We start from the raw sequence: 22,140 nt of genomic DNA, 5'->3' as shown, positions 1-22,140 counted from the left end.
GAAGATCATGACCGACACCGATTCCGGCGAAGAAGCGACATTGTTCCCCAAGACCGCTGGCGAGCGTCTGCGCGAGGCGCGCGAGGCGCAGGGCCTGTCGCTGGCCGAGATCGCGGCGCGGACCCGCATTCCGATTCGTCAGCTCGAGGCGATCGAGGCATCCAACTTCGCGGCGCTGCCCTCGATCACCTATTCGGTCGGCTTCGCCAAGGCCTATGCCCGGGCGGTCGGCGCCGACGAGGTCGCGATCGCGCGCGACGTACGCAGTCAGAACGACCAGGGCGTGCGCCGCACCGATTATGAAACCTATACGGTGGCCGAGGCCTCGCGGGTGCCGACTGCCGGCATCGCGATCATCGCGTGCATCCTTGCGCTGTTGCTCGCGATCGGCGGGGGGCTCTGGTACGGTACCAGCCTGTTCCGTGCGGAGGAGGCGCCCGCCCCTGTGCTGAGCGAGACCGCCGAAGAGCAGCCGGCGCCCGCCCCGACGCCCACGCCGGCCGCGAGCGGGCAGGTGACCCTGACCGCAACCGACGAGGTGTGGATGCGGGTCTATGACGCGGCCGGCACCACGCTCTACGAAAACACGCTGAAGCCGGGCGACCGCTATGACGTGCCGGCCGATGCGAATAATCCGATGATCAATATCGGGCGGCCGGACAAGCTGCAGGTGATGCTCAACGGGTCGCTGGTGGCGCCGCTCGGCGACGGCAGGGTGGCGATCAAGGACGTGCCGATCGGGGCGGCCGCGCTGCAGGCCCGGGCCAATGGCACGCCCTTGCCGGTCGCACCGGCGGCAGTGGCGCCGACGCGGCGCGCGCGGAGCACAACCGTCGAGCCGGCCCCGACGCCGACCGACGTTGCCGCGCCGCCTGCCTTCGCCCCGGCACCCGCCCCGACTGCGACACCTTAAGGCTGGCGACAGAATGCCGGTGTCAGCTATAGCCTGACACTCAGGATAGCGGGACGTGTAGATGCGTAATTTCGTGATGATGGCGACGACGGCGATGATGGTGGCGGGGGTTGGCCTCGTGCCGGGTGTCGCCCAGGGCCAGGCGGCGATCGAGGGTCGTGTCGGCCGCCTCGAGAGCGAGATGCGCGCGGTGCAGCGCAAGGTGTTTCCGGGCGGCAGGGATCAGTTCGTCCAGCCCGACATCACCACGCCTCAGCAAAATCCCGACATTCCGGGAAGCCCGGCATCGAGCCCGGTCGCCGATCTCGACGCGCGGGTGAACGCGCTCGAATCGCAGATCACCAGCCTGACCGGCCAGGTCGAGACCAGCCAGTACCGGATTCGCCAGGTCGAGGAGGCCTTTGAGGCGTATAAGCGCACCGTCGATGCCCGGCTGCGGGTGCTGGAAGACAATGCCTCGTCGGCGGGTATGGGCGCGAGCCCGGCCGGTGCGCCGGTGGCCGGCACGGCCGAGGTGATGACGCCGCGACCGGGATCGAGCACGCGGCCACCGGCGGCGACGCCGGGCCGCCCGGCCGCGACGCCACCCGCGCCTGCCAGCGCGGCCAAGGATCCGGTGCGCGCCCAGAAACTGGCGGCGGTCGAGAAGTCGGTCAGCGACGATCCGGCCGAGGATGCCTATCTCTATGGCTATCGCCTGTGGCAGGGCCAGTTCTATCCCGAGGCGGAGGCGCAGCTGAAGAAGGTCGTCACGACCTATCCCAAGCACAAGCGGGCCAGCTATGCGCAGAACCTGCTCGGCCGCTCCTATCTCGACGAAGGCAAGCCGTCGCTCGCCTCGATTGCCTTCTACGACAATTACAAGAAGATGCCCGATGGCGAGCGGGCGCCCGACAGCCTTTATTATCTGGCGTCGGCGTTGATGAAGCTCGGCAAGCCGGGCGATGCCTGCAAGGTCTATGGCGAACTGAGCGACGTCTATGCAGCGAAGATCAGCGCGACGATGAAGACCGACATCGCGCGCGGCCGGACCGAGGCGAAGTGCAAGTGACCCGCGCCGGCGGGGCATCCCGGCGCAGGCCGGGATCCAGCTAAGCACTGTGCGCGTGAGCGCGCCGGATACTGTCTCGGTCGATCGATTCCGCAAAGATGTCCACGCGGTGCTGGGGCGTGTCCCGGCGCCGAACGAGCGGATCGCGCTGGCGGTGTCCGGCGGACCCGACAGCATGGCGATGCTGGCGCTGGCCGCTACCGCCTTTCCCGGGCAGGTGATCGCGGCGACGGTCGACCATGGCCTGCGGCCCGAATCCGCTGATGAGGCGGCGATGGTGGCCGGCTGGTGCGCCGGCGCGGGCATTGCGCACCAGAGCCTGCGCATCGCCGTTCCACCCGATGCCGGCGACAATATCCAGGCCTGGGCGCGGCAGGAACGCTATGTGCTGCTGCGGCGCTGGGCAATCGAGTCGGGGGCGGTCGCGCTGGCGACGGCGCATCATGCCGATGATCAGGCCGAAACCTTCCTGATGCGGGCGGCGCGGGGTGCGGGCCTTTCCGGGCTCGCCGCGGTGCGGGCGCGGCAGGAGCTCGAGGTGCCGATGTCGGTCGTCGAGGAAGAAATGGGCCTCGCGATCTCCTATGCGCCGCTGCTGCTCGTCAGGCCGCTGCTTGGCTGGCGTCACCGGGAACTGGTGGCGCTGGCGGAGGCGATGGGGCTGCCGTTCGTGGACGATCCGAGCAATGACGACGACCGGTTCGACCGGACCCGATTCCGCCGACTGCTTGGCGGCGCGCCCTGGATCGATCCGGTCCAGATCGGGCGGTCCGCCGCCCATCTGGCGGACGTCGACGCCGATCTGCTCGCGATCAGCCAGTGGCTCTGGCAGGAACGGGCGCTGCCCGCCGGGGATTTCGAGGCGAAGATCGATGTCGGGGGTCTGCCTCGGGCGATCCGCCGCTATCTGGCGCGGATGGCGATCGACCATGTGATCATGATGAACGGCATGGGCGGGGGCCATTGGTCCCGTTCCACCAACATCGAATCACTGCTCGACGCGCTCGAAGCCGGAAAAGCCGCCACCCAGGCCGAGGTGATGGCGTCGGCAAAAGGTGATCTGTGGCACTTTCGTGAGGCTCCGCCGCGCCGATCACACTGATCAACGAAAGCATTGCGTTGTTCCATTGCCATTAACCTCACACCGCTTATCTTGTAGCGTGAAAGGTACCGGATACCCATGAACGAGAATGACAAGCAGCCGAGCCCGGACAGCGGGGGCGGCAACCCCTGGATGAAGAGCCTGTTGATCTGGGTCGGCATCCTCGTCGCGCTTGCGCTGTTCGTGACGCTGATCGACGGTCGCGCCCAGCCGGTGGCGAGCAGCACCATTCCCTATTCGACGTTCCTCGACAAGGTCGAGGCCGGCACGGTCCAGGACGTCAACGTCGCGGGCGAGGTGATCACCGGCACGCTGAAGGATTCGAGCAAGTTCCGCACCTATGCGCCGGCCGATCCCAAGCTGACCGACCGCCTGCGCGACAAGAATGTGACGATCACGGCGCGGCCTGAGGATGGCCCGCCGATCTGGCAATATCTGCTGGTCCAGTCGCTTCCGTTCCTGCTGTTCCTGGGCATCGCCTTTTTCGTGCTGCGCCAGATGCAGAAGAATTCGGGCTCCGGCGCGATGGGCTTCGGCAAGAGCCGCGCGAAGATGCTGACTCAGCGCGAGGGCAAGGTGACCTTCGACGACGTCGCCGGCATCGACGAAGCGCGCGAGGAACTGCAGGAGATCGTCGAGTTCCTGAAGGACCCGACCAAGTTCGCCCGCCTTGGTGGCAAGATCCCCAAGGGCGCGCTGCTGGTCGGCTCGCCCGGTACCGGCAAGACGCTGCTCGCCCGCGCCATCGCGGGTGAGGCGGGCGTGCCCTTCTTCACCATCTCGGGCTCCGACTTCGTCGAGATGTTCGTGGGCGTCGGCGCCAGCCGCGTGCGCGACATGTTCGAACAGGCCAAGAAGTCGGCGCCGTGCATCGTCTTCATCGACGAGATCGACGCGGTCGGCCGCCATCGCGGCGCGGGCCTCGGCAATGGCAATGACGAGCGCGAGCAGACGCTGAACCAGCTCCTGGTCGAGATGGACGGCTTCGAAGCGAACGAAGGCATCATCATCATTGCCGCGACCAACCGTCCCGACGTGCTCGATCCCGCGCTGCTGCGGCCGGGCCGTTTCGACCGCCAGGTCGTGGTGCCGCGTCCGGACATCGAGGGCCGGGTGAAGATCCTCCAGGTCCATATGAAGAAGGTGCCGCTAGCGCCCGACGTCGATCCGCGGGTCATCGCGCGCGGCACGCCGGGCTTTTCGGGCGCCGATCTCGCCAACCTCGTCAACGAGGCGGCGCTGACCGCGGCGCGCAAGGGCAAGCGGCTGGTCGCCATGGCCGAGTTCGAAGAAGCCAAGGACAAGGTCATGATGGGCGCCGAGCGGCGTTCCATGGTGATGACCGAGGACGAGAAGCGCATGACCGCCTATCACGAGGCGGGCCACGCGATCGTGTCGATCCACGAGCCGGCATCGGACCCGATCCACAAGGCGACGATCATCCCGCGCGGCCGCGCGCTCGGCATGGTCATGCGGCTGCCGGAACGGGACAGCTACAGCTATCACCGCGACAAGATGTACGCGAACCTCGCCGTCTCGATGGGCGGGCGCGTCGCCGAGGAAGTGATCTTCGGCTATGACAAGGTCTCGTCCGGCGCGTCGAGCGACATCCAATATGCCACGGGCCTCGCCCGCGACATGGTCACGCGCTGGGGCATGTCCGACAAGCTCGGCCCGCTCGAATATGCCGAGCCCGAGGGCGAAAGCTTCCTCGGCTATTCGTCGAGCCGCCCGGTGCGCATGTCCAACCAGACCGCGCAACTGATCGACGACGAGATCAAGACGATCGTCGAGGGCGGCCTCAACCGCGCCAAGGAGCTGCTCCACAAGCATCTCGACCAGCTTCATCTGCTGGCCGGCGCTTTGCTCGAATATGAGACTCTGTCGGGCGACGAGATCAAGAAGCTGATCGCCGGCGAGGAAATCGGCCGCATCGACAGCGGTCCCAAGGGCCCGGCGGTGCCGACCGGCGGCACCTCGATCCCGCGCACGCGGCGCCCCAAGGGCCCGTTCGGAACGCCGGCGCCCCAGGGCGCCTGAGATCCTACGGTCCTGAGCTGCCCGGGCGGGTTGCCCGGACGATCCCCATCTCAAGCCGGCGGCTGCACCTTGCGGCCGCCGGCTTTTTCCTGCGCCGGCGCAGGGACGGGCTTGGCATCCCGCGCGCGGCTGAATTCGGCCCGCAAGGTCGCGGCGATATCGTCGAGACTGTCGCTGTCGAGCAGCGTCTGAGTCAGCGCGATCTTCGCGTCGCAGGCGAGCACGTCGCCGCGCTTTCCGTCGAGCCGCTCGATCAGCGCCCGCTGGTCGATGTGCAGCGCGGCCGACGCCCGGCGGACAAGCGTGCTGCCGCTGATGACCCGGCCCCGGGCCATCTCCTCGGGCGTGGCCGAGGTCGTGGAGACGATGTCATAGGTTTGGGCGCTGGCCCGCCGGCGAATCCGCTCGGGTACCATGTCGTCGTCCATCGCGGTCTTTTCCGAGGCGCACAGGGCGGGCTTGGCCCTTCGTAGTGCCTCGAGCCGGTCCATCCGGATTCGCAGCCATTCGACCAGCGGGCCGGTCTGCGCCTCGGGCAATCTTTCGCGAAGCTCCGCGGTGACGAGCGTCCCGATCTGCGCATTGGCCTGATCGCGGGTGATCTCGTTGCTGCGATACCGGACCATCACCGCGCGGATGGCGTCGTAAAGATCGGGATTGCCCTGCCGGACCTGGGAGAAGCCGCTGACATTGGCCTCCATCCGCCTCATATCCGCATCGGCATTCCCAAGGTCGCCACCCAGGACAAAGGGTACGCCGCTGGCGTTGGTCGACGTCCGGGGTTCTGACGGTGGTACCGATGCGCCGAACGCCCAGAAAAAGGCGAGGATCAACAGCGTGCGCGCGATCCAGCGCGGTGGCCCGCCAAAACCGCGTGCCGGCGCGCCGACCAGTGGCACCAGCGCGATGGCGGCGAGCGCCACCGGATAGAAGGGCAGGACCGGCTGCCACAGCTCGCGCAGCAGCCAGATGCCGACGGCTGTCCCGAGCCCGGCGACGATACTGCCCAGGATGATCCATTCGCGGTGCTGCCAGAGCAGATCCTCGATCATGGTCCGCACCGCCGGCCAGGCCCCGATCCGCAGATAGACCAGCAGCGCAGCCATCGTCCCGAGCGCGAAGGCTTCGGCGGGCGCGAGCTGGTCGAACATCACCAGGCCGAAAAAGCCTGCGATGGCAAAGGTCACGGCGCTGCCGCCGATCCGCAACGGGCCCGGTTCGGCGCGCGGGGTCGCGACATAGGCCCAGCCAGCGATGACGATGGCGGGCAGCAGGATCAGCGCCGGCCACCACGGACGCGGCAGCGCCGACGCGACGAAACCGAGCAGCGCATAGGCGATAAGCCAACCCTCGCGCTGCCAGCGCGGGTGGTGCTCCGCCGCGCGCCAGCGTTTCCGCGCCGGCGCGAGAAGGAGCAGGATCGCCACCGGCGTCACGAAGCCGATCGCGGCCATGCCCGCGATCAGCCAGGCTTCGCGCACCACGCCGGTTCCGGCGACGACATAGCCGAGCCACAGCGTCGCCAGGAACGCGATCGGCATCATGGCGAGCATGCCGAGAGTCAGGCGCGGCCTGGCGAGGAAGGTCCGCCAGCGGGCGACCGAATCGCTCTTGAACGAATGATGCAGGCCGGGTGCGACCTCGCCATGCTCGCCCAGCAACGTCTCCACCCCGTCGATCATGCCGGGCCGGAACGCGTCCAGCCGCCACGACCACCACGCCCCGGGTGGCCGGGTCAGCGATCGCCAGGCCGGGTGATAGGCATGGCTGTGATGATTGAGCCCCTCGATGATCCGCCATTCGTCGAGCCGGCCGAGCACCGCGGAGATCGACCAGCTCGTCCCGCGCAGATGATGATCGTCGCCGCCCCAGCCGAACGCCTGGATCGATTGCATCAGCACGGCGTCGCTCTGCGGGATGGTCGAGGCGAGCAGGTCGGCGAGCCAGGGCTCGACATCGTCGCGGATACGGATCTCGCCCATGGCGGGCGACGTCAGGATCGCCTCGAGCCGCTTCTCGAGCACCGCGTCGCCGGGTCGCCAGGGTCCGCGCAGCCCCGCTTCGAGATCGGCCATTGCCGCGCGCAGCGCCGCCAGTTCCTCCTCGCGCCCGGCAAGCATTGCGTCGAGCTCGGGCGTCGCGGGCGCCGGGACCGGATCGCCGGGATCATCGCGCCGCGCGCGCGCGCTCCAGTCATGAGGTGCCGCTTCGGCGGGGTCGCCTTCTATCCCGCCGTCCGCATCATCCTCATCATCGGCCCAGCGGGCGACATAATCATGCTGTTCGAGCGCTGCCTCATAGGCTTCGCGCAATTGCTTGAATCCTTCGGGATCGTCTTCCGGATGCGTGACGCGCAGCTTTTTCGCATAGGCGCGGCGGATGGCGTCGCGGTCGCTGCCCCGGGGAATCTCCAGGACGTCCCAGACGCTGTTCATGGCCGGACGCTCCTCACAGGAAGCGCTCGCCCTCGATCCGGTCCAGTGCCTCGTGGAATTCCTGCCGGGCATGCTCGACGGCGCGCGGATCCTGTCCGTCGAGCACGCGCTGGAACTGCGAGATCAGGTAATCGATCGCCGCGCGTTCGTCGCCGAGGAAATTCTCGAAGCATTTCTCGCCGCGCGCCAGCGCCGCGCGGTTGAGCTCGTCCTCGCGCGGATGCGTCTTGAGCGCGGCGAGCGCGGCGCGGCGCTCGGCGATCGCCTTCTCGTCGCCGCCCGGATCGTCGTTGATCAGCAGCTGCGTGCGCAGCCCCGATTTCTCGACCAGGATGTCCACCTCGAGCAAGCCGCTGACGTCATAGGAGAAACGCACGTCGATCCGCTCGCCGGCCGGGCCGCGCGGCACCTTCACCCTGGTCTCGCCGATCTTCACATTGTCGCGGACGAGCCGCCCCTCGCCCTGATAGATGCCGAACACCACGTCGGTCTGGTTGGCCTGCAGGGTCGAGAAGCTGTGGATGCGGCTCGCCGGAATGACCGTGTTGCGCTCCAGGATCGGCGCGAACAGGCCGTGCTCATAGCCGCCGCCGGGAAGCTGGCGGCTGACCTCGACGCCCAGCGAATAGGGGCAGACATCGGTAACGACGACTTCCTTCAGCGCCGAATCGCGCGCCTTCAGCCCGGCCTGGACCGCGGCGCCGAGCGCCACTGCCTCGTCGGGATTGACCGTCGCGTTGGGAAAACGGCCGAACATGCGCGCGACCGCGCGGCGCACCACCGGCATGCGCGTCGCGCCGCCGATCAGGATGATGTCGGACAGCGCCTCGGGCCGGAGATTGCTGTCGCGCAGCGCGCGGAGCACCGGCTCGCGCAGCCGCTCGATCAGCGCGGCCGCCTGAGTCTCGAACGCGGCGGTCTCGATCTCGATCTCATAGGGAATGTCCTGCCAGACCAGGCGCATCGTGGCCGACGGGGCGGCGGACATGTCGCGGCGGGCACGCTCGGCCGCCTCGCGCAATTTCTGGTAGAGCGCGTCGTCGCGCTCGAACCGTTTCCAGTCGTCGGCGAACCTTGCCCGCATCAGGCCGATCAGCACTTCGTTGAAATCCTCGCCGCCCAGCTGATTGTCGCCGGTCGAGGCGCGGACTTCGATAATGCCTTCGAAAATCTCGACGATCGAGACGTCGAAGGTGCCGCCGCCCAGGTCGAACACGAAGAAACGTGCCTCGCGATCGAGATTGTGGATGCCATAGGCCAGCGCGGCGGCGGTCGGCTCGTTGATCAGCCGCTCGACGCGCAGGCCGGCGATCTCGCCGGCGCGGTGAGTCGCCTTGCGCTGCTGGTCGTTGAAATAGGCGGGTACGGTAATCACCGCTTCGGTGACCGGCTCGCCGAGATAGGCCTCGGCATCCTCCTTCAGGCTGCGCAGCACCAGTGCGGAGAGCTCCTCCGCGCTGTAATCGCGCCCACCGAGCCGCGTGGTGCGCTTCGTGCCCATATAGCGCTTGAAGGCAGTGGCGGTGGCCTTGGGATGGCTCGCCTGGCGGTCGCGCGCGGCAAGGCCGACCAGCAAGCTGCCATTGTCGTCGATACTGACCGCCGAGGGCGTCAGCATCTGGCCAAGGCGGTTGGGAATCAGCGTCGCCGCGCCGTCCTTCCACACTGCCGCGGCACTGTTGGTCGTGCCGAGATCGATTCCGATGATCATCGCGTGCGCTGGTCCCCACCCTGATTTCAACCGCATAACCGCACGGCTCGCGGCGGTGAAGCACCGGATTGCCCGGGCGCCCCGTTTCAGTTCATTTTCGGTTCACCGGGTGGGCCGCCATCATGGAGGCGCGTGCGGATGAGGGGATGGGAATGCGCAGATCGATGATGGCGGGCGCGCTGGCGCTGTTGGTGTTGCCGGTCGCGGCGCAGGCAATGACGGTCGACGAATTTCTCGCCAAGGCGGCGGCACTCAAGGCGAAGGGCATGGCGGCGATGATGTCGTCCGATCTCGGCCTGCTGCGCGGCGAGGTGACGACCGCGGCCGAGGCCTATCGCGCCCAGATCGACGCGGACAAGGCGGCCGGCCGCAAGCCGCGCAGCTGCCCGCCGCCCAAGGGCCAGGCCAGGATCGATTCGAACACGTTGATCGCGTCCTTCCAGACCCTCCCGGAGGGAAAGCGCGGGATAAGCGTGAAGACCGCCTTCTACAGCTTCATGGACAAGCGCTACCCCTGTCCCTGACTCCCCTGTACCTGGGCGTCTTCATTTCATCAGCCCGAGCACCAGCAGCAGCATCGAAAAGGCCAGCAGCGCGATGAAGGCGAAGTGGAGCAGCACCACGGTCCGCCACAAGGCCGATCGCTTGCGCAGCGAATAGGCGCCGCGCAGCTGCGCGAACATGTGCACCGGCGGCGCCACGATGGCGACGAGCGCGATCAGGCCGCCGGACAGCCCGAGCGTGCCGCCAATGCTGAGCGTGACGACCAGCAGCATCATGAAGGCAAGCGAGTAGGTGACGAAGATCGCATGGTCGTACAGCTTGTACTGGCGCCGCCAGAGGAACAGCAGCGCCACGAACGGCACCGAGATGGGTATGAGCGCCCAGGAATATTTATAGGCGCTCGACTGTAGCTTGTAGAGCGCAAGGCCGGGATTGGCCTTGAACTTCTTGACGCCATGCTCGAGCGCGGGCCAGCCGAGCTTGGTGTCGAAATCGGTGACCGGGATGCCGTCTTTCCCGGACAGGATTCCCTGCCGCGCGGTGGTGAGCGAACTGACCACGGCGCGGGCGGCGATCAGATCGCCGTCCGGAATGCCATTGTCCTTGTGCGCTGCCTCGGCCTTTTTCAGCTCGACCTTCGCCTTGGCGAGCTGGCCGTCGATCTCTGCGATCTGCTCCTGGCGCTTGGCCGGGCTGATGCTGCCAGGGGGTTCGATGTCGCCGTCGAAGGTGTGGATCGACGCGAACATCAGGAACACCGAAAACAGGAACAGCGCCAGCGGCGACACGAAGCGCGCGCGCTCGCCGGCGATGTAGCGCCGGGTCAGCGCGCCGGGATGAGTCACCAGCATCGGCAGGGTGCGCCAGATCTTGCCCTCGAAATGAAACACGCCGTGGAGCAGGTCGTGCCCGATCGATGCGAGCGACCGATGGACATGCTCGGCCTGGCCGCAGGCATGGCAATAGTCGCCGATCAGCGCCGTGCCGCAATTGAGGCACAGGCCATGTCCGGCGCCGTGCGCATGGCCTTCGCCGGCATGCGGTTCGACGGCGCGCCCGATCAGGACGCCGGTGGCGATGTCGCCGGCTGCTTCGATTCCCCCACTCATGCGATGCGAATATCATCTTGAGGGGGCAAAAGGCGATAGCGCTTTGGCGAGGATCGACGCTCGTGGTAGCGACGCCCCCATGGCCGATGTCCAAACCGATTCCGTTGCGCTGATCGCCGATATGGGGCGCCGCGCCCGCGCCGCCGCCCATGTGCTCGGCGGCCTGTCCAGTGCGGTCAAGGCGCGCGCGCTCGATTCCGCCGCCGAGGCGATTCGCGAGGCCGCGCCGGCGATCGCCGCCGCCAATGACGAGGATATGGCGCGCGCCAGGGCCGCGGGCCTGTCGGGCGCCATGCTGGACCGGCTGCGCCTTGACGCCGGACGGATCGAATCCACGGCGGCGGGCGTCGCCGCGGTGGCCGGCCTGCGCGATCCGGTCGGCCAGCTGATCGACGAGACCCGCCGCCCCAACGGCATGGTGCTGCGCCGGGTGCGCGTGCCGATCGGGGTGATCGGCATCATCTATGAAAGCCGCCCGAACGTGACGGCAGACGCGGCGGCGCTGTGCATCAAATCGGGCAATGCGGTGATCCTGCGCGGCGGGTCCGAAGCGATCGGGAGCAACCGTGCGATTCATGCCGCGCTCGTCGCCGGTATGGAACGCGAGGGCGTGCCGGGCGATGTGGTGCAGCTGGTGTCGATCACCGACCGCGCGGCGGTCGGCGCGATGCTCGGCGCGGAGGGCATGATCGACCTGGTCGTGCCGCGTGGCGGCAAGAGCCTTGTCGCCCGCGTCCAGGCCGAGGCGCGTGTGCCGGTGCTTGCGCATCTCGATGGGATCAATCACGTCTATGTCGACGCCTCGGCCGATCCGGCGATGGCCGAGGCGATCACGGTCAACGCCAAGATGCGCCGCACCGGCGTGTGCGGCGCAATGGAGACCCTGCTGATCGACCGCGCCTATGCGCACACGGCCGAGCTGGTGAAGGTGCTGGGCGATACCGGCTGCGAAGTGCGCGGCGACGCGGCGATCCGCGCGCTGGTGCCGACTGCCAGGCCCGCCGACGCGGCCGATTGGGACACCGAATATCTCGACGCGATCGCCTCGGTGGCGATGGTCGACGGGGTGGAGGGCGCGATGGCGCATATCGCGGCGCACGGATCCCACCATACCGATGCGGTGGTCGCGGAGAATGAGGGCGTGGCGGAACGCTTCCTCGCCGGCGTCGACAGCGCGATCGTGCTGTGGAACGCTTCGACTCAGTTTGCCGATGGCGGCGAGTTCGGCCTTGGCGCGGAGATCGGCATCGCCACCGGCCGGTTGCACGCGCGGGGCCCGGTCGCGCTGGAAGGGCTGACGACCTACAAATGGATCGTTCGTGGGACGGGGCAGACGCGGCCCTAGGCCCGCCCATTATTTCAACAAACCCTCTTATTCAACAAACCCATTGTCGCCCTGCCGACGGATACGCATATCCGCAGCGCCGACGGGAGTGGCATCGATAAGGGGACCCAAGCATGCGTTACAATCCGCTCGGGCGCACCGGCCTGTTCGTGTCCGAACTGTGCCTGGGAACCATGACCTTCGGCGGCGAGGGCTTCTTCGCCTATATGGGCCAGGTGAAGCAGGATGAGGCCGATGCCTTGCTCAGGGCCTCGGTCGATGCCGGCGTGAACTTCATCGACACCGCGAACGTCTATTCGCAAGGCTTGTCGGAGCAGATCACCGGCCAGGCGATCAAGAATCTGGGATTGAGGCGCGAGGAGGTGATCCTGGCCACCAAGGTGATGGGCCCGATGGGCGAGGGGCCCAACAGCCGCGGCAATTCGCGCGGGCACATCATGGACGAGGTCAAGGCGAGCCTGACCCGGCTCGGCACCGATCATATCGATCTCTACCAGATCCACGGCTTCGATGCGCTGACGCCGATCGAGGAGACGGTGCGCGCGCTCGACGATCTCGTGCGTCAGGGCCATGTCCGCTATGTCGGCGTGTCGAACTGGGCGGCGTGGCAGATCGCCAAGGCACTGGGCATCGCCGAGCGGCTGAACGCGGCGAAATTCCAGAGCGTGCAATCCTATTACACCATCGTCGGCCGCGATCTCGAGCGCGAGGTGGTGCCGATGCTGCAGTCCGAAGGCCTGGGCCTGATGGTGTGGAGCCCGCTCGCCGGCGGCTATCTCTCGGGCAAATATCGCGATGGCGACAGCGACGGCCGCCGTGCCACGCGCGATTTCCCGCCGGTCGACAAGGCGCGCGGCGACAAGGTGCTCGATGCGCTCGGGTCGATCGCCAGGGCGCATGGCGTGTCGGTCGCGCAGATCGCGATCGCCTGGCTGCTCCACCAGCCGCACGTCACCAGCGTGATCGTCGGGGCGAAGCGGCAGGACCAGCTCGACGACAATCTCGGGGCGACCAGGGTCGCGCTGAGTGCCGACGAGCTGGCGACGCTGGATGCGGTATCGACGCTGCCGGGGGAATATCCCGGCTGGATGACCGCGCTTCAGGCCACCTATCGCGACAATGTGCTGAAGCAGCCGCCGCGCGGGGATTGATAAGGATGTATCGGATGTATACGTTCGATACATGAGCAAGACGGCAGTGATCACCGCGCGAGTCGATGAACAGACGCTTCAATCCCTCGACGCGCTGGCCGAAAGTCAGGAACGCACGCGCGCCTGGCTCGTCGCCAAGGCCATCCAGCGGTACGTGAAGGAAGAAACCGAGTTTCGTGCCTTCATCAAGGAAGGCGAGGATGCGATCGACCGCGGCGATTATCTGACCCATGAGGAAATGATCGCGGATATCAAGAGCTGGAAGCTTGGCCGGAAGCGCGCTGCCTGATGCGCCTCCTCTGGTCGCGGCCCGCTCGCGACGATGTCTTTGCGATCGCCGACTATTATGATGCGATCGATCCCGACCTTGCCGAAGCGATCGTCGATCGAATTGATGGTGCCGCATCGGTGCTGTTGGCCAATCCCCATATCGGCCGGCCGCTGGTGACGCTCGATGTCCGCAAATGGAGTGTACGACACACGCCATTCGTGCTGCTCTACGTCGTTCGCGGCGACGACATCGAGATTCGTCGCGTCAGGCACGGCGCGGCGGACTGGCTGGCCGAATGATCCGGATCGGCATCCTCGGCGGCTCGTTCAATCCGGCGCATCGCGGCCACCGCGCGATCAGCCTCGCCGCGATCCGCGCGCTGGGACTGGACGAAGTGTGGTGGCTGGTTTCGCCCGGCAATCCGCTCAAGGAGGCGGCGGGCGATATGGCGCCCTTTGCGATCCGCTTCGCGTCGGCGCGGCGGATGGCACGGCATGCGCCGATCCGGCCGAGCGCGATCGAGCTCGACATGCACACGCGCTTCACCATCGATACGATCCGCACGCTCAGGCGCCGCTACCCCAACAAACGCTTCATCTGGCTGATGGGATCGGACAATCTCGCCCAGTTCGACCGGTGGAAGGACTGGCGCGGCATAGCACGCGAGGTTCCGATTGCGGTGGTCGCCCGTCCGGGCTATGATGGCGCTGCCCACGCGGCCCCCGCGATGGGTTGGTTGCGGCGCTTCATCCGGCCCGTGGACCAGGCAAAGAGCTGGACGAAGTGGAGAATGCCGGCACTCGTGCTGTTGCGATTCCGCCCCGACCCGACTTCTGCGACCCGGCTTCGTTTGGCCGATCCCGCCTGGCAGCGCCGTTTTGCGCGACCAGTGCTCCTCACACCCTCAACATAGGAATCGTCTTGGCCTCATCTTCCCCTGCGTATCGTGCGTCCGAACCCGATGAGGTGGAGGCGCTGCACAAGCTCGTCCTGGCGTCGCTCGACGACGATCAGGCAGTCGATACCATCTCGATCCCGCTGGCGGGCAAGAGCAGCATCGCCGATCACATGGTGATCGCGAGCGGCCGCTCGACGCGTCAGGTCGCCTCGATGGCATCGAAGCTCGCCGAGAAGATCAAGGGCGAGCTGGGCCGGTCGACCCGGATCGAGGGCCTGCCGACTGCCGACTGGGTGCTGATCGATGCGGGCGACGTGATCGTCCATCTGTTCCGCCCGGAAGTGCGCAGCTTCTACAATCTCGAGCGGATGTGGGCGTTCGGCGACGCGCCGCTGCCGACCCCGGATTCGCCTGGCGCGACGCCGACGCCTGACGCGTAATCATCTTTCCGTTCGTGCTGAGCCTGTCGAAGCACTGTTCTTTCTTTCGACGCCGGAAAAGAAGATCAGCCCTTCGACAAGCTCAGGGCGAACGGGCTAGGGGTCCGGCATGCTGCTCCATATCGTCGCGCGCGGCCGGATCGGGCGCGGGCCCGAAGCCGAGCTGGTCGATCGTTATGTGAAGCGGCTCGCCTGGCCGGTGAAGCTGACCGAACTGCCCGATACCGGCGGCAGGATGCCCGCGATCGAGCCGGGTACGCGCATCGTCATGCTCGACGAGACCGGTGAGGTGCTGCCCTCCCGCGTTTTCGCCGATCGGCTGGAGAAATGGCGCGACGGCGGCGTGCGCGAGGCGCGATTCCTGATCGGCGCGGCCGACGGCTTCGACGATGCGCAGCGCGCCAGTGCCGATCTGCTGCTGTCCTTCGGCCGCGCGACCTGGCCGCATTTGCTCGCCCGCGCGATGCTCGCCGAGCAATTGTGGCGGGCGACGAGCATCCTTGCCAACCATCCCTATCATCGCGAAGGATAGGCCATGCGCCGGGCATGGACAGCATCGATCGCCCTTGCGGCCGCCCTGGCCGGCATCGGCATCGCGGCCCTCTCGGCCCAGACACCCGCCGCGGAGCAGCAGCGCCTGATCGCGGCAAGGCAGCAATCCGCCGCCGCCGCCGCGCGATCGGCCCGGCTCGCGCAGGACGCAGTGCGCGAACAGGATGAGGCGGCCCGAGCGCGTGCGCAGGAGGCCGCGGTCGCCGCGCGCATCCAGCAGGCCGAGGCGGATATCGCCGCGGGCCAGGCGCGGATCGCGATCATCGACCGGCTGCTCGCGTCGCAGCGCGCGCGGCTCGCATCGCGGCAGGGGCCGGTCACGCGGCTGATGGCGGCGCTGCAGTCGCTGGCCCGGCGGCCGGCGCTGGTCGGCATCGTTCAGCCCGGATCGGTCAGCGATATCGTCCATGTCCGTGCGGTGCTGGCAAGCACCTTGCCACTCGTCCGCGCCCGTACAGCGGATGTCCGCGCCGACCTTGCCCGCACCCGCCAGCTCCAGGCGGGCGCGTCGCTTGCCGCGCGGCGCCTCGCCGAAAGCAGGGCGCAGCTGCGGGACCAGCGCCTCGCGCTCGCCCGGCTCGAGGTCGAACACCGGTTGCGCGCCCGGGCGCTCGGGCGCGACGCGCTGTTCGAATCGGACCGGGCGATCGCGCTGGGCGAGCGCGCCCGCGATATCGTCGATCTGATGGACCAGCTCGCCGACCAGGCCGCGACCCGGGAGGCGCTGCAGTCGCTGCCCGGCCCGCTGCCGCGCCCGGCGCGCCCGGGCGAGGTCGCCTCGCCGATCGAGACATTGTCCTGGTCGGGCGGCACGCCGCCCTACCGGCTGCCCGTCGCGGGACGGGTGGTGACCGGGCTGGGCGAGCTCTCGGACGCCGGCGTGCGTGCGCGGGGACTGACCATCGCCAGCGCCGCCGAGGCGATGGTGATCGCGCCGGCGGCGGGGCGGATCGCCTATGCGGGCCCTTTTCGCGGCTATGGCACGATCGTGATCATCGATCATGGCGGCGGCTGGACCTCGCTGATCGCGGGGCTCGGTACGGTTTCCACCCGGGTCGGCGAGACGGTGGCGCAGGGATCGCCGGTCGGCCGGGCCGGCACCGGCGAGGATGCGCGCATTACTATCGAGCTGCGCCGGCGCGACCGAGCGGTCGATATGACGCCGCTGCTGGGATAAAAGGGCGCCTGCCTCCCGCGCGGGCGGGGGAAAGACGCGGAGTCACCTCCCATTCAGCCGTGCCGCGCTTTCATCCGCGGCGTTTGAGCGCTACGATGCCCGCAAACCGGTTTGGGTAAAAGCTTATGTCACGTGCACTTCTTCAGGCCACCGCGATCGCCGCGGTCCTTGCGATCATTCCCATCGGCACCAGCGCGATGGCCACAGTCGACAGCAATACCTATCGCGAGATCGACCAGTTCATGGACGTCTTCAACCGGGTGAAGGTCGATTATGTCGACAAGGTCGACGACAAGACGCTGATCAAGGGCGCGATTTCCGGCATGCTCGCCGCGCTCGATCCGCACAGCGCCTATGAGACGGGCCTCGATTACGACAATCTGCGTATCCAGACGCTCGGCAGCTATGGCGGCCTGGGCCTGACCGTCACGATGGAGGACGGCGCGGTCAAGGTGATCTCGCCGCAGGAGGATACGCCGGGCTGGCGCGCGGGCGTCAAGTCGGGCGACTATATCACCCATATCAACGGCAAGCTGATCTATGGCGAGACGCTCGACGAAGCGATCACCGAGATGCGCGGCCCTCCCGGCAGCAAGATCCAGCTGACCCTGATCCGCCCCGGCCGCGACAAGCCGATCGAGGTGTCGATGGTGCGCGAGAAGATCGTGCAGAAGCCGGTGAAATGGGAAGTGAAGAACGGCATCGGCATCATCAACATCAACACCTTTTCCGAAAATACCGGCGAGGCGACCAAGGCGGCGATCCTCGGCATCGAGAAATCGCTCGGCCATGCCCCGCTCGGCTATGTCGTCGATCTGCGCGACAATGGCGGCGGGCTGCGCGACGAGGCAGTGAGCGTCGCCGACAATTTCCTCAATTATGGCGAGATCGTCTCCGAACGCGGTCGCGAGAAGAACGACATCCAGCGCTTCTATGCGCATAATGGCGATTATGCGCGCGGCCTGCCGGTGATCGTGCTGACCAATGCCGGCACCGCCTCCGCCTCGGAGATCGTCGCCGGCGCCCTGCAGGACCATCACCGCGCCCTCGTCATGGGCGAACGCTCGTTCGGCAAGGGATCGGTGCAGACCGTGCTCGATCTCGGCAATTCGACCGCGCTGCGCCTGACCACCTCGCGCTACTACACGCCCTCGGGCCGATCGGTGCAGGAAGGCGGGATCGAGCCCGACATCAAGGTGCCGCAGATTTCCGACGCCGACTACAAGTCGCGCCCGGTGTTCCGCGAGGCCGATCTGCGCCGCCATCTGATCAACGAGGTCAAGGCCGATAATTCGGTGCTCGAGGAAGACACCAAGACCGATCCGCGCTTCGCCGCCACGCCGGAACAGCTCAAGGAGAAGGGGATCGAGGATTTTCAGCTCGATTATGCGCTGAAGACGATCGGCCGGCTCGCCACGACCCCGGCGCCCCAGGTCGCGGCGGTCGCGAAGAAGTGAGGCACTGTCCCGTCCGTCACCCCGGACTTGTTGCGGGGTCCATCGTGCCGCAACCGATGGCGGCGCTTGCTGAACGATGGATGCCGGAACAAGTCCGGCATGACGAGGTAGCCTAATGATCCAGGACCGTTTCCCCACCGCCCGTTGGATCGCCCTATTGCTCCCCGCCGGCTTGATGGCCGGCGCGCTGGGGTCGCAATATATCGGCGGGCTGTTCCCGTGCGAGATGTGCCACTGGCAGCGCTGGCCGCATTACACCGCGATCGTGCTGGCCGCGCTCGCCTTCGTGGTGCCGGGCGCCGTCCTGAAGCGCGGGCTGGTCGTGCTCGCGGCGCTCGCCATCCTGGTCAGCGGCGCGATCGGCGTGTTCCATGCCGGGGTCGAATATCATTGGTGGCAGGGCATCACGGCCTGTTCGACGACGATGCAGGGCACCGGCGGGTCGGTGCAGGACATGCTCAAGCGGATCATGGATGCGCCGGTCGTGCGCTGCGACGTGCCGCAATGGTCGCTGTTCGGCATCTCGCTCGCGGGCTTCAACGCGATCTTCTCGCTCGCTGGCGGCCTGGCGATCTTGTGGCTGCTGCGCCGCCCGCGCAAGATTTCGGCCTTCGCGAAATGAACGGCTGGCGGCCCGGCGACGCGAAACGCGCCACGCAGTCGATGATCCGCGTCGATCAGGCGGGCGAATATGGCGCGACGCGCATCTATGCCGGCCAGCTCGCGGTGATGGGCGACCGGACCCCGGCCGCGCGGAAGATCGCCGGCATGGCCGGGCAGGAGGAGCGCCACCGCGCCTTTTTCGATGCGATGATGGCCCGGCGCGGCGTTCGGCCGACCCTGCTCCAGCCCTTCTGGGACGTGGCCGGTTTCGCGCTCGGCGCGGTGACGGCGGCGATCGGGCCGGAGGCGGCGATGGCCTGCACCGCCGCGGTCGAGACCGAGATCGACAAGCATTATTCGGAACAGCTCGCCGCGCTCGGCGAGAGCGATCCGGAACTGTCCGAGGCGATTGCGGATTTTCAGGCCGAGGAGGTCGAGCATCGCGATACCGCGCTCGCCTCCGGCGCCGAGCGTGCGCTAGCCTATCCCCTGTTGAGCGGACTGATCCGCCTCGGCTGCAAGGCGGCGATCGCGACCGCCAAAAGACTCTGATTGAGCGGATTAGACGGGAGAGTGTGATGATTGTCAGGATCATGGCGTCGGCGCTGGCGCTGGTCGCGACCGGCCCGGCCGCAGCCCAGGTCGCCGGACCGGCATTGCCGGGCCCGCGCGTGGTGGTGCCGCAGGGCCCGGCCGAGGTCTCGCGCAGCGCGCCGGTCAACGGCGTCATCACGTTGTTCGGCAACGAGCGCTGCCCGACCAATGCCGATGGCGCCGAAGTGGTGGTGTGCGTGCGCGGCAACCCGAGCGAGCAGTTCCGTATCCCCAAGGACGTGCGCGAGTTGCAGATCACGCCCGAGAACCAGAGCTGGGCGGTGAAGGCGCAGGGCCTGGTCAACGATCCGACCGTAGCTGGCGGCATAGGCAGCTGTTCCACGGTGGGTGCCGGCGGGCAGAGCGGCTGCTTCCTCCAGCAGGCGCAACAGGCCAAGCGCGAGAGCCAGCAGAAAAAGGCCGAGCAGAAGCGACTCGAGGACTCGCTACCCTGAGCCTTAGAGCCGCGTGCGTAAAATCAGAACCGTTCGTCCTGAGTAGGGGCTGAGCTTGTCGAAGACCCGTATCGAAGGACAGGTGTGGCGCGTGACGCTTGTCCTTCGATACGCCATTTCGACAAGCTCAATGGCTACTCAGGACGAACGGCGGTGGTTCAGATTTACCGCACGCTGCTTTAGACGCCTGAGGCTTTGACCTTGCCTCGACGCTTCGGTTAGGGACTCCGCCTTATTCCGCTAAGGGGCAGGGCAATGGCGACGGTGACGGCCGGAACGGTGCGGGCAAAGCCGCTCGCGGCCGACGGATATGAGAAATTTCTGGCGGTCGCCGCGATCGCCCTGCTGGCGACGGTGCTGGTCGCGCTCGCGCGGGGCTATCCGCATTGGGGTGCGGTGCCGCCGCTGGTCTGGGCGCATCTCGCGACGATCCTGCCAGCGCTCGCGCTCACGCCGGTGATGCTGCTGCGCCCGCGCGGCGACTCGCGCCACCGGCTGCTCGGCAAGATCTGGGTGGCGGCGATGTTCCTGACCGCCCTGGTCTCCTTCGGCGTGCGCGAGAGTCACCATGGCGGCTTCAGCATCATTCATCTCATCTCGGCCTATGTCGTCATCGTCGCGCCGCTGATCTGGTGGACGGCGCGCAATCACAATGTCCGGCAGCACCGCAGGATGGTGCGCGGCATGGTGACGGGCGCGCTGCTCATCGCCGGCTTCTTCACCTTCCCTTTCGGCCGCATGCTCGGCGCCTGGCTGTTCGGCTGACATCATGACCCTGACGACGTCCTCCACGGCCGTGCGCGTGCCGTACAAGCTCGCGCTCGGCCTGTTCCTCCTGGTGTGGATGTCGGTCAGCTGGTTCGGGTCCTCCCCCTATAATGCCAACAACGCGACGCGGATGTTCGCGTCCATTTCGCTGGTCGAGCAGCATGACGCGACGATCGACGAGTTCCGCGACCTGACGATCGACAAGGCGGAATTCGGCAAGCACACCTATCTCGACAAGGCGCCGGGCATGACGATCATGGCGATGCCCGCGGTGTGGCTCGGCGACGTGATGACCGGCACGACCGCGACGCGCATGCCCAAGGAGATCGGCAACAAGGATCTCTGGGATTATATGCGGCTGCGGCTGCGCATCGCGGTGGCGATGACGGTCGCGCTGCTCACGGCGCTCGCTGCGGTGCTGCTGCTCGATCTCGCGACCGGCATCACCGGCAGCGTGCGCGCCGGCTTGGTCACGGCGCTCGCCTATGCGCTGGCGACCCCGGTCTGGGGCTGGTCGACCACCCTGTTCGGCCATGCGCCGGTCGGGGCGCTGCTGCTGATCGCGACCTGGGCGATCTGGCGGGGCACCTCGGACGCGCGCGAGATCGCGCGGCTGCGCTATCCGGTTATCGCGGGCCTTGCGCTCGGCTGGGCGCTGGTCGTGGAGTTCCCGGCGGTCATCCCGGCCTTTCCGATCGGAATCTGGGTGCTGTGGCGGACGCGGGCAGTCGCCTGGCCAGTCCGCGCGCGGCTGTTCGGCGTCGCGGCGGCGGCGGGCCTGGTCGCGCTGCTCCCGCTGCTTGCCTACAACACCATCGCCTTCGGCACGCCGTTCAAGGTGGGCTATCAGGGCGTGGTCGGCTTCACTGGCATGCAACAGGGGTTCTTCGGCCTCACCTATCCCAAGGCCGAGGTGCTGTGGCAGATCGTCTTCGGCACCGAACGCGGCATGCTCTGGCTGGCGCCGGTGCTGCTGCTCGCGCCCTTCGGGCTGGTCCGGCTGATCCGCGCGCCCGGAACGCGCGACCTGGGCTGGCTCTGCACCACGATTACCGTCGCGGTGCTGCTGTACAATGCCGCCTATGTCTATTGGGATGGTGGCCACTCGACCGGGCCACGCCATTCAGTGCCGATGATCGGGTTCCTCTGCCTGGGCATCGCGCCGCTCTGGCAGGGGTGGAAAGCGACCGGCAAAGGCTGGATCGCCGGGCTCATCGCCTCGGGCATCTTCATCAACTTCGCCGTCGCGGCGTGCGAGATCGCGGCGCCGCATGGCTATCGTTTCCCGCTGGTCGCCCCGGTCATGACCGATCTTTTCAACGGCCAGGTCAACACCATCGCCGGCGACTATTGGGGCTGGACGCCCTGGCTCGGGCTGATCCCCTATCTCGTTGTCGCGCTGCCGCTGCTGGCATGGCTGATCCGGCAGGCGATCTTGTCGCCGTCGCCGCCCCGGCATATCACGACACCTCTCGCGTGACTGGCGAATCGTGGAGCACCACGGGGAAGCGCGGGACCTGAAAAGCCGCTCGCCTGGGCAGACCCTCGATCCGAAGGAGTGTCA

General features: G+C 67.4%; 22 protein-coding genes and 1 riboswitch. Of the genes, 19 read left to right on the top strand and 3 right to left on the bottom strand.

The features are described 5' to 3' along the window. Positions 1 to 7: 7 nt before the first annotated feature. The 4 genes from ACZ1I2_RS00355 (at position 8) to ftsH (ending at position 5,106) form a co-directional block, all read left to right on the top strand. Complete coding sequence (locus tag ACZ1I2_RS00355) at positions 8 to 913, top strand: helix-turn-helix domain-containing protein (protein WP_465171563.1); 906 nt, start codon at positions 8 to 10, stop codon at positions 911 to 913. Between the two features lie 61 nt (positions 914 to 974). Then, positions 975 to 1,964, top strand: a complete 990-nt coding sequence (locus tag ACZ1I2_RS00350; RefSeq protein ID WP_465175494.1) for a hypothetical protein — start codon at positions 975 to 977, stop codon at positions 1,962 to 1,964. A 109-nt stretch (positions 1,965 to 2,073) separates the two neighbouring features. Next, positions 2,074 to 3,066: a tRNA lysidine(34) synthetase TilS gene (gene tilS / locus ACZ1I2_RS00345; RefSeq protein WP_465175495.1), complete on the top strand. Its 993-nt coding sequence runs from the start codon at positions 2,074 to 2,076 to the stop codon at positions 3,064 to 3,066. Between the two features lie 78 nt (positions 3,067 to 3,144). Beyond that, positions 3,145 to 5,106, top strand: a complete 1,962-nt coding sequence (ftsH, locus tag ACZ1I2_RS00340; RefSeq protein WP_465171567.1) for an ATP-dependent zinc metalloprotease FtsH — start codon at positions 3,145 to 3,147, stop codon at positions 5,104 to 5,106. Between the two features lie 50 nt (positions 5,107 to 5,156). Here ftsH and ACZ1I2_RS00335 read toward each other — a convergent pair whose 3' ends face one another. Together ACZ1I2_RS00335 and ACZ1I2_RS00330 are read right to left on the bottom strand one after the other, a co-directional pair. After that, positions 5,157 to 7,541 (bottom strand): hypothetical protein, encoded by a 2,385-nt coding sequence (locus ACZ1I2_RS00335; RefSeq protein ID WP_465175496.1) that lies wholly within the window; start codon positions 7,539 to 7,541, stop codon positions 5,157 to 5,159. 13 nt (positions 7,542 to 7,554) lie between these two features. Next, positions 7,555 to 9,252: an Hsp70 family protein gene (locus ACZ1I2_RS00330; protein ID WP_465175497.1), complete on the bottom strand. Its 1,698-nt coding sequence runs from the start codon at positions 9,250 to 9,252 to the stop codon at positions 7,555 to 7,557. 152 nt (positions 9,253 to 9,404) lie between these two features. Here ACZ1I2_RS00330 and ACZ1I2_RS00325 point away from each other — a divergent pair, with 152 nt between their 5' ends. Next, a complete protein-coding gene (locus tag ACZ1I2_RS00325; protein WP_465171570.1) occupies positions 9,405 to 9,776 on the top strand; it encodes a hypothetical protein in 372 nt (123 codons plus the stop codon). A gap of 21 nt (positions 9,777 to 9,797) precedes the next feature. On the opposite strand, the gene ACZ1I2_RS00320 is transcribed toward ACZ1I2_RS00325, so the two are convergent. After that, on the bottom strand, positions 9,798 to 10,865 hold the full coding sequence (locus ACZ1I2_RS00320) for a DUF3667 domain-containing protein (RefSeq protein ID WP_465175498.1): 1,068 nt from the start codon (positions 10,863 to 10,865) through the stop codon (positions 9,798 to 9,800). Positions 10,866 to 10,944: 79 nt separating this feature from the next. On the opposite strand from ACZ1I2_RS00320, the gene ACZ1I2_RS00315 reads away from it, so the two are divergent. The 14 genes from ACZ1I2_RS00315 (at position 10,945) to ACZ1I2_RS00250 (ending at position 22,056) form a co-directional block, all read left to right on the top strand. Continuing rightward, complete coding sequence (locus ACZ1I2_RS00315) at positions 10,945 to 12,210, top strand: glutamate-5-semialdehyde dehydrogenase (RefSeq protein ID WP_465171573.1); 1,266 nt, start codon at positions 10,945 to 10,947, stop codon at positions 12,208 to 12,210. Between the two features lie 113 nt (positions 12,211 to 12,323). Continuing rightward, complete coding sequence (locus tag ACZ1I2_RS00310; RefSeq protein ID WP_465175499.1) at positions 12,324 to 13,361, top strand: aldo/keto reductase; 1,038 nt, start codon at positions 12,324 to 12,326, stop codon at positions 13,359 to 13,361. A 31-nt stretch (positions 13,362 to 13,392) separates the two neighbouring features. Beyond that, positions 13,393 to 13,650 carry a CopG family ribbon-helix-helix protein gene (locus ACZ1I2_RS00305; RefSeq protein ID WP_465171575.1) on the top strand — a complete coding sequence of 86 codons (258 nt, stop codon included), beginning with the start codon at positions 13,393 to 13,395 and terminating at the stop codon, positions 13,648 to 13,650. Next, entirely contained in the window at positions 13,650 to 13,931 is a 282-nt protein-coding gene (locus ACZ1I2_RS00300; RefSeq protein WP_465171576.1) for a type II toxin-antitoxin system RelE/ParE family toxin, read from the top strand. The genes ACZ1I2_RS00305 and ACZ1I2_RS00300 overlap by 1 nt, the downstream gene beginning before the upstream one ends. Continuing rightward, on the top strand, positions 13,928 to 14,545 hold the full coding sequence (locus tag ACZ1I2_RS00295; RefSeq protein ID WP_465171577.1) for a nicotinate-nucleotide adenylyltransferase: 618 nt from the start codon (positions 13,928 to 13,930) through the stop codon (positions 14,543 to 14,545). Before ACZ1I2_RS00300 ends, ACZ1I2_RS00295 begins: the two co-directional genes overlap by 4 nt. Before the next feature lie 8 nt (positions 14,546 to 14,553). Continuing rightward, a complete protein-coding gene (gene rsfS / locus ACZ1I2_RS00290; RefSeq protein ID WP_465171578.1) occupies positions 14,554 to 14,970 on the top strand; it encodes a ribosome silencing factor in 417 nt (138 codons plus the stop codon). Between the two features lie 109 nt (positions 14,971 to 15,079). Continuing rightward, positions 15,080 to 15,502 carry a 23S rRNA (pseudouridine(1915)-N(3))-methyltransferase RlmH gene (locus ACZ1I2_RS00285; protein WP_465171579.1) on the top strand — a complete coding sequence of 141 codons (423 nt, stop codon included), beginning with the start codon at positions 15,080 to 15,082 and terminating at the stop codon, positions 15,500 to 15,502. A gap of 3 nt (positions 15,503 to 15,505) precedes the next feature. Then, positions 15,506 to 16,699 (top strand): murein hydrolase activator EnvC family protein, encoded by a 1,194-nt coding sequence (locus tag ACZ1I2_RS00280; RefSeq protein WP_465175500.1) that lies wholly within the window; start codon positions 15,506 to 15,508, stop codon positions 16,697 to 16,699. Between the two features lie 125 nt (positions 16,700 to 16,824). Continuing rightward, positions 16,825 to 18,156, top strand: a complete 1,332-nt coding sequence (locus ACZ1I2_RS00275; protein ID WP_465175501.1) for a S41 family peptidase — start codon at positions 16,825 to 16,827, stop codon at positions 18,154 to 18,156. A gap of 115 nt (positions 18,157 to 18,271) precedes the next feature. Beyond that, positions 18,272 to 18,778, top strand: coding sequence for a disulfide bond formation protein B (locus tag ACZ1I2_RS00270; RefSeq protein WP_465175502.1), 507 nt, complete (start codon positions 18,272 to 18,274; stop codon positions 18,776 to 18,778). Continuing rightward, positions 18,775 to 19,311, top strand: a complete 537-nt coding sequence (locus tag ACZ1I2_RS00265; protein WP_465175503.1) for a demethoxyubiquinone hydroxylase family protein — start codon at positions 18,775 to 18,777, stop codon at positions 19,309 to 19,311. The genes ACZ1I2_RS00270 and ACZ1I2_RS00265 overlap by 4 nt, the downstream gene beginning before the upstream one ends. Before the next feature lie 26 nt (positions 19,312 to 19,337). Beyond that, positions 19,338 to 19,808: a hypothetical protein gene (locus ACZ1I2_RS00260; RefSeq protein WP_465171584.1), complete on the top strand. Its 471-nt coding sequence runs from the start codon at positions 19,338 to 19,340 to the stop codon at positions 19,806 to 19,808. Between the two features lie 255 nt (positions 19,809 to 20,063). Then, a complete protein-coding gene (locus ACZ1I2_RS00255) occupies positions 20,064 to 20,573 on the top strand; it encodes a DUF2306 domain-containing protein (protein WP_465171585.1) in 510 nt (169 codons plus the stop codon). Positions 20,574 to 20,577: 4 nt separating this feature from the next. Then, positions 20,578 to 22,056, top strand: coding sequence for a hypothetical protein (locus ACZ1I2_RS00250; RefSeq protein WP_465171586.1), 1,479 nt, complete (start codon positions 20,578 to 20,580; stop codon positions 22,054 to 22,056). Further along, positions 22,043 to 22,122: riboswitch (ZMP/ZTP riboswitch) on the top strand. Its footprint overlaps the gene before it by 14 nt. The last annotated feature ends 18 nt before the right edge of the window (positions 22,123 to 22,140 follow it).

This window comes from Sphingomonas sp. BL-S-29, assembly GCF_055521495.1.
Note: the sequence above shows the minus strand (reverse complement) of the source record. Positions and strands in the feature narration are given on the sequence as shown.

Excerpts from the sequence above, each read along its gene's own strand:
- ACZ1I2_RS00265 (WP_465175503.1), top strand. The coding sequence starts at position 18,775 with ATGAACGGCTGGCGGCCCGGCGACGCGAAACGCGCCACGCAGTCGATG.
- ACZ1I2_RS00310 (WP_465175499.1), top strand. The coding sequence starts at position 12,324 with ATGCGTTACAATCCGCTCGGGCGCACCGGCCTGTTCGTGTCCGAACTG.
- ACZ1I2_RS00280 (WP_465175500.1), top strand. The coding sequence starts at position 15,506 with ATGCGCCGGGCATGGACAGCATCGATCGCCCTTGCGGCCGCCCTGGCC.
- ACZ1I2_RS00325 (WP_465171570.1), top strand. The coding sequence starts at position 9,405 with ATGCGCAGATCGATGATGGCGGGCGCGCTGGCGCTGTTGGTGTTGCCG.
- ACZ1I2_RS00295 (WP_465171577.1), top strand. The coding sequence starts at position 13,928 with ATGATCCGGATCGGCATCCTCGGCGGCTCGTTCAATCCGGCGCATCGC.
- ACZ1I2_RS00320 (WP_465175498.1), bottom strand. The coding sequence starts at position 10,865 with ATGAGTGGGGGAATCGAAGCAGCCGGCGACATCGCCACCGGCGTCCTG.
- ftsH (WP_465171567.1), top strand. The coding sequence starts at position 3,145 with ATGAACGAGAATGACAAGCAGCCGAGCCCGGACAGCGGGGGCGGCAAC.
- ACZ1I2_RS00350 (WP_465175494.1), top strand. The coding sequence starts at position 975 with ATGCGTAATTTCGTGATGATGGCGACGACGGCGATGATGGTGGCGGGG.
- ACZ1I2_RS00355 (WP_465171563.1), top strand. The coding sequence starts at position 8 with ATGACCGACACCGATTCCGGCGAAGAAGCGACATTGTTCCCCAAGACC.
- ACZ1I2_RS00260 (WP_465171584.1), top strand. The coding sequence starts at position 19,338 with ATGATTGTCAGGATCATGGCGTCGGCGCTGGCGCTGGTCGCGACCGGC.
- ACZ1I2_RS00270 (WP_465175502.1), top strand. The coding sequence starts at position 18,272 with ATGATCCAGGACCGTTTCCCCACCGCCCGTTGGATCGCCCTATTGCTC.
- ACZ1I2_RS00250 (WP_465171586.1), top strand. The coding sequence starts at position 20,578 with ATGACCCTGACGACGTCCTCCACGGCCGTGCGCGTGCCGTACAAGCTC.
- ACZ1I2_RS00285 (WP_465171579.1), top strand. The coding sequence starts at position 15,080 with ATGCTGCTCCATATCGTCGCGCGCGGCCGGATCGGGCGCGGGCCCGAA.
- ACZ1I2_RS00330 (WP_465175497.1), bottom strand. The coding sequence starts at position 9,252 with ATGATCATCGGAATCGATCTCGGCACGACCAACAGTGCCGCGGCAGTG.
- ACZ1I2_RS00335 (WP_465175496.1), bottom strand. The coding sequence starts at position 7,541 with ATGAACAGCGTCTGGGACGTCCTGGAGATTCCCCGGGGCAGCGACCGC.
- ACZ1I2_RS00305 (WP_465171575.1), top strand. The coding sequence starts at position 13,393 with ATGAGCAAGACGGCAGTGATCACCGCGCGAGTCGATGAACAGACGCTT.
- ACZ1I2_RS00300 (WP_465171576.1), top strand. The coding sequence starts at position 13,650 with ATGCGCCTCCTCTGGTCGCGGCCCGCTCGCGACGATGTCTTTGCGATC.
- ACZ1I2_RS00255 (WP_465171585.1), top strand. The coding sequence starts at position 20,064 with ATGGCGACGGTGACGGCCGGAACGGTGCGGGCAAAGCCGCTCGCGGCC.
- ACZ1I2_RS00275 (WP_465175501.1), top strand. The coding sequence starts at position 16,825 with ATGTCACGTGCACTTCTTCAGGCCACCGCGATCGCCGCGGTCCTTGCG.
- ACZ1I2_RS00315 (WP_465171573.1), top strand. The coding sequence starts at position 10,945 with ATGGCCGATGTCCAAACCGATTCCGTTGCGCTGATCGCCGATATGGGG.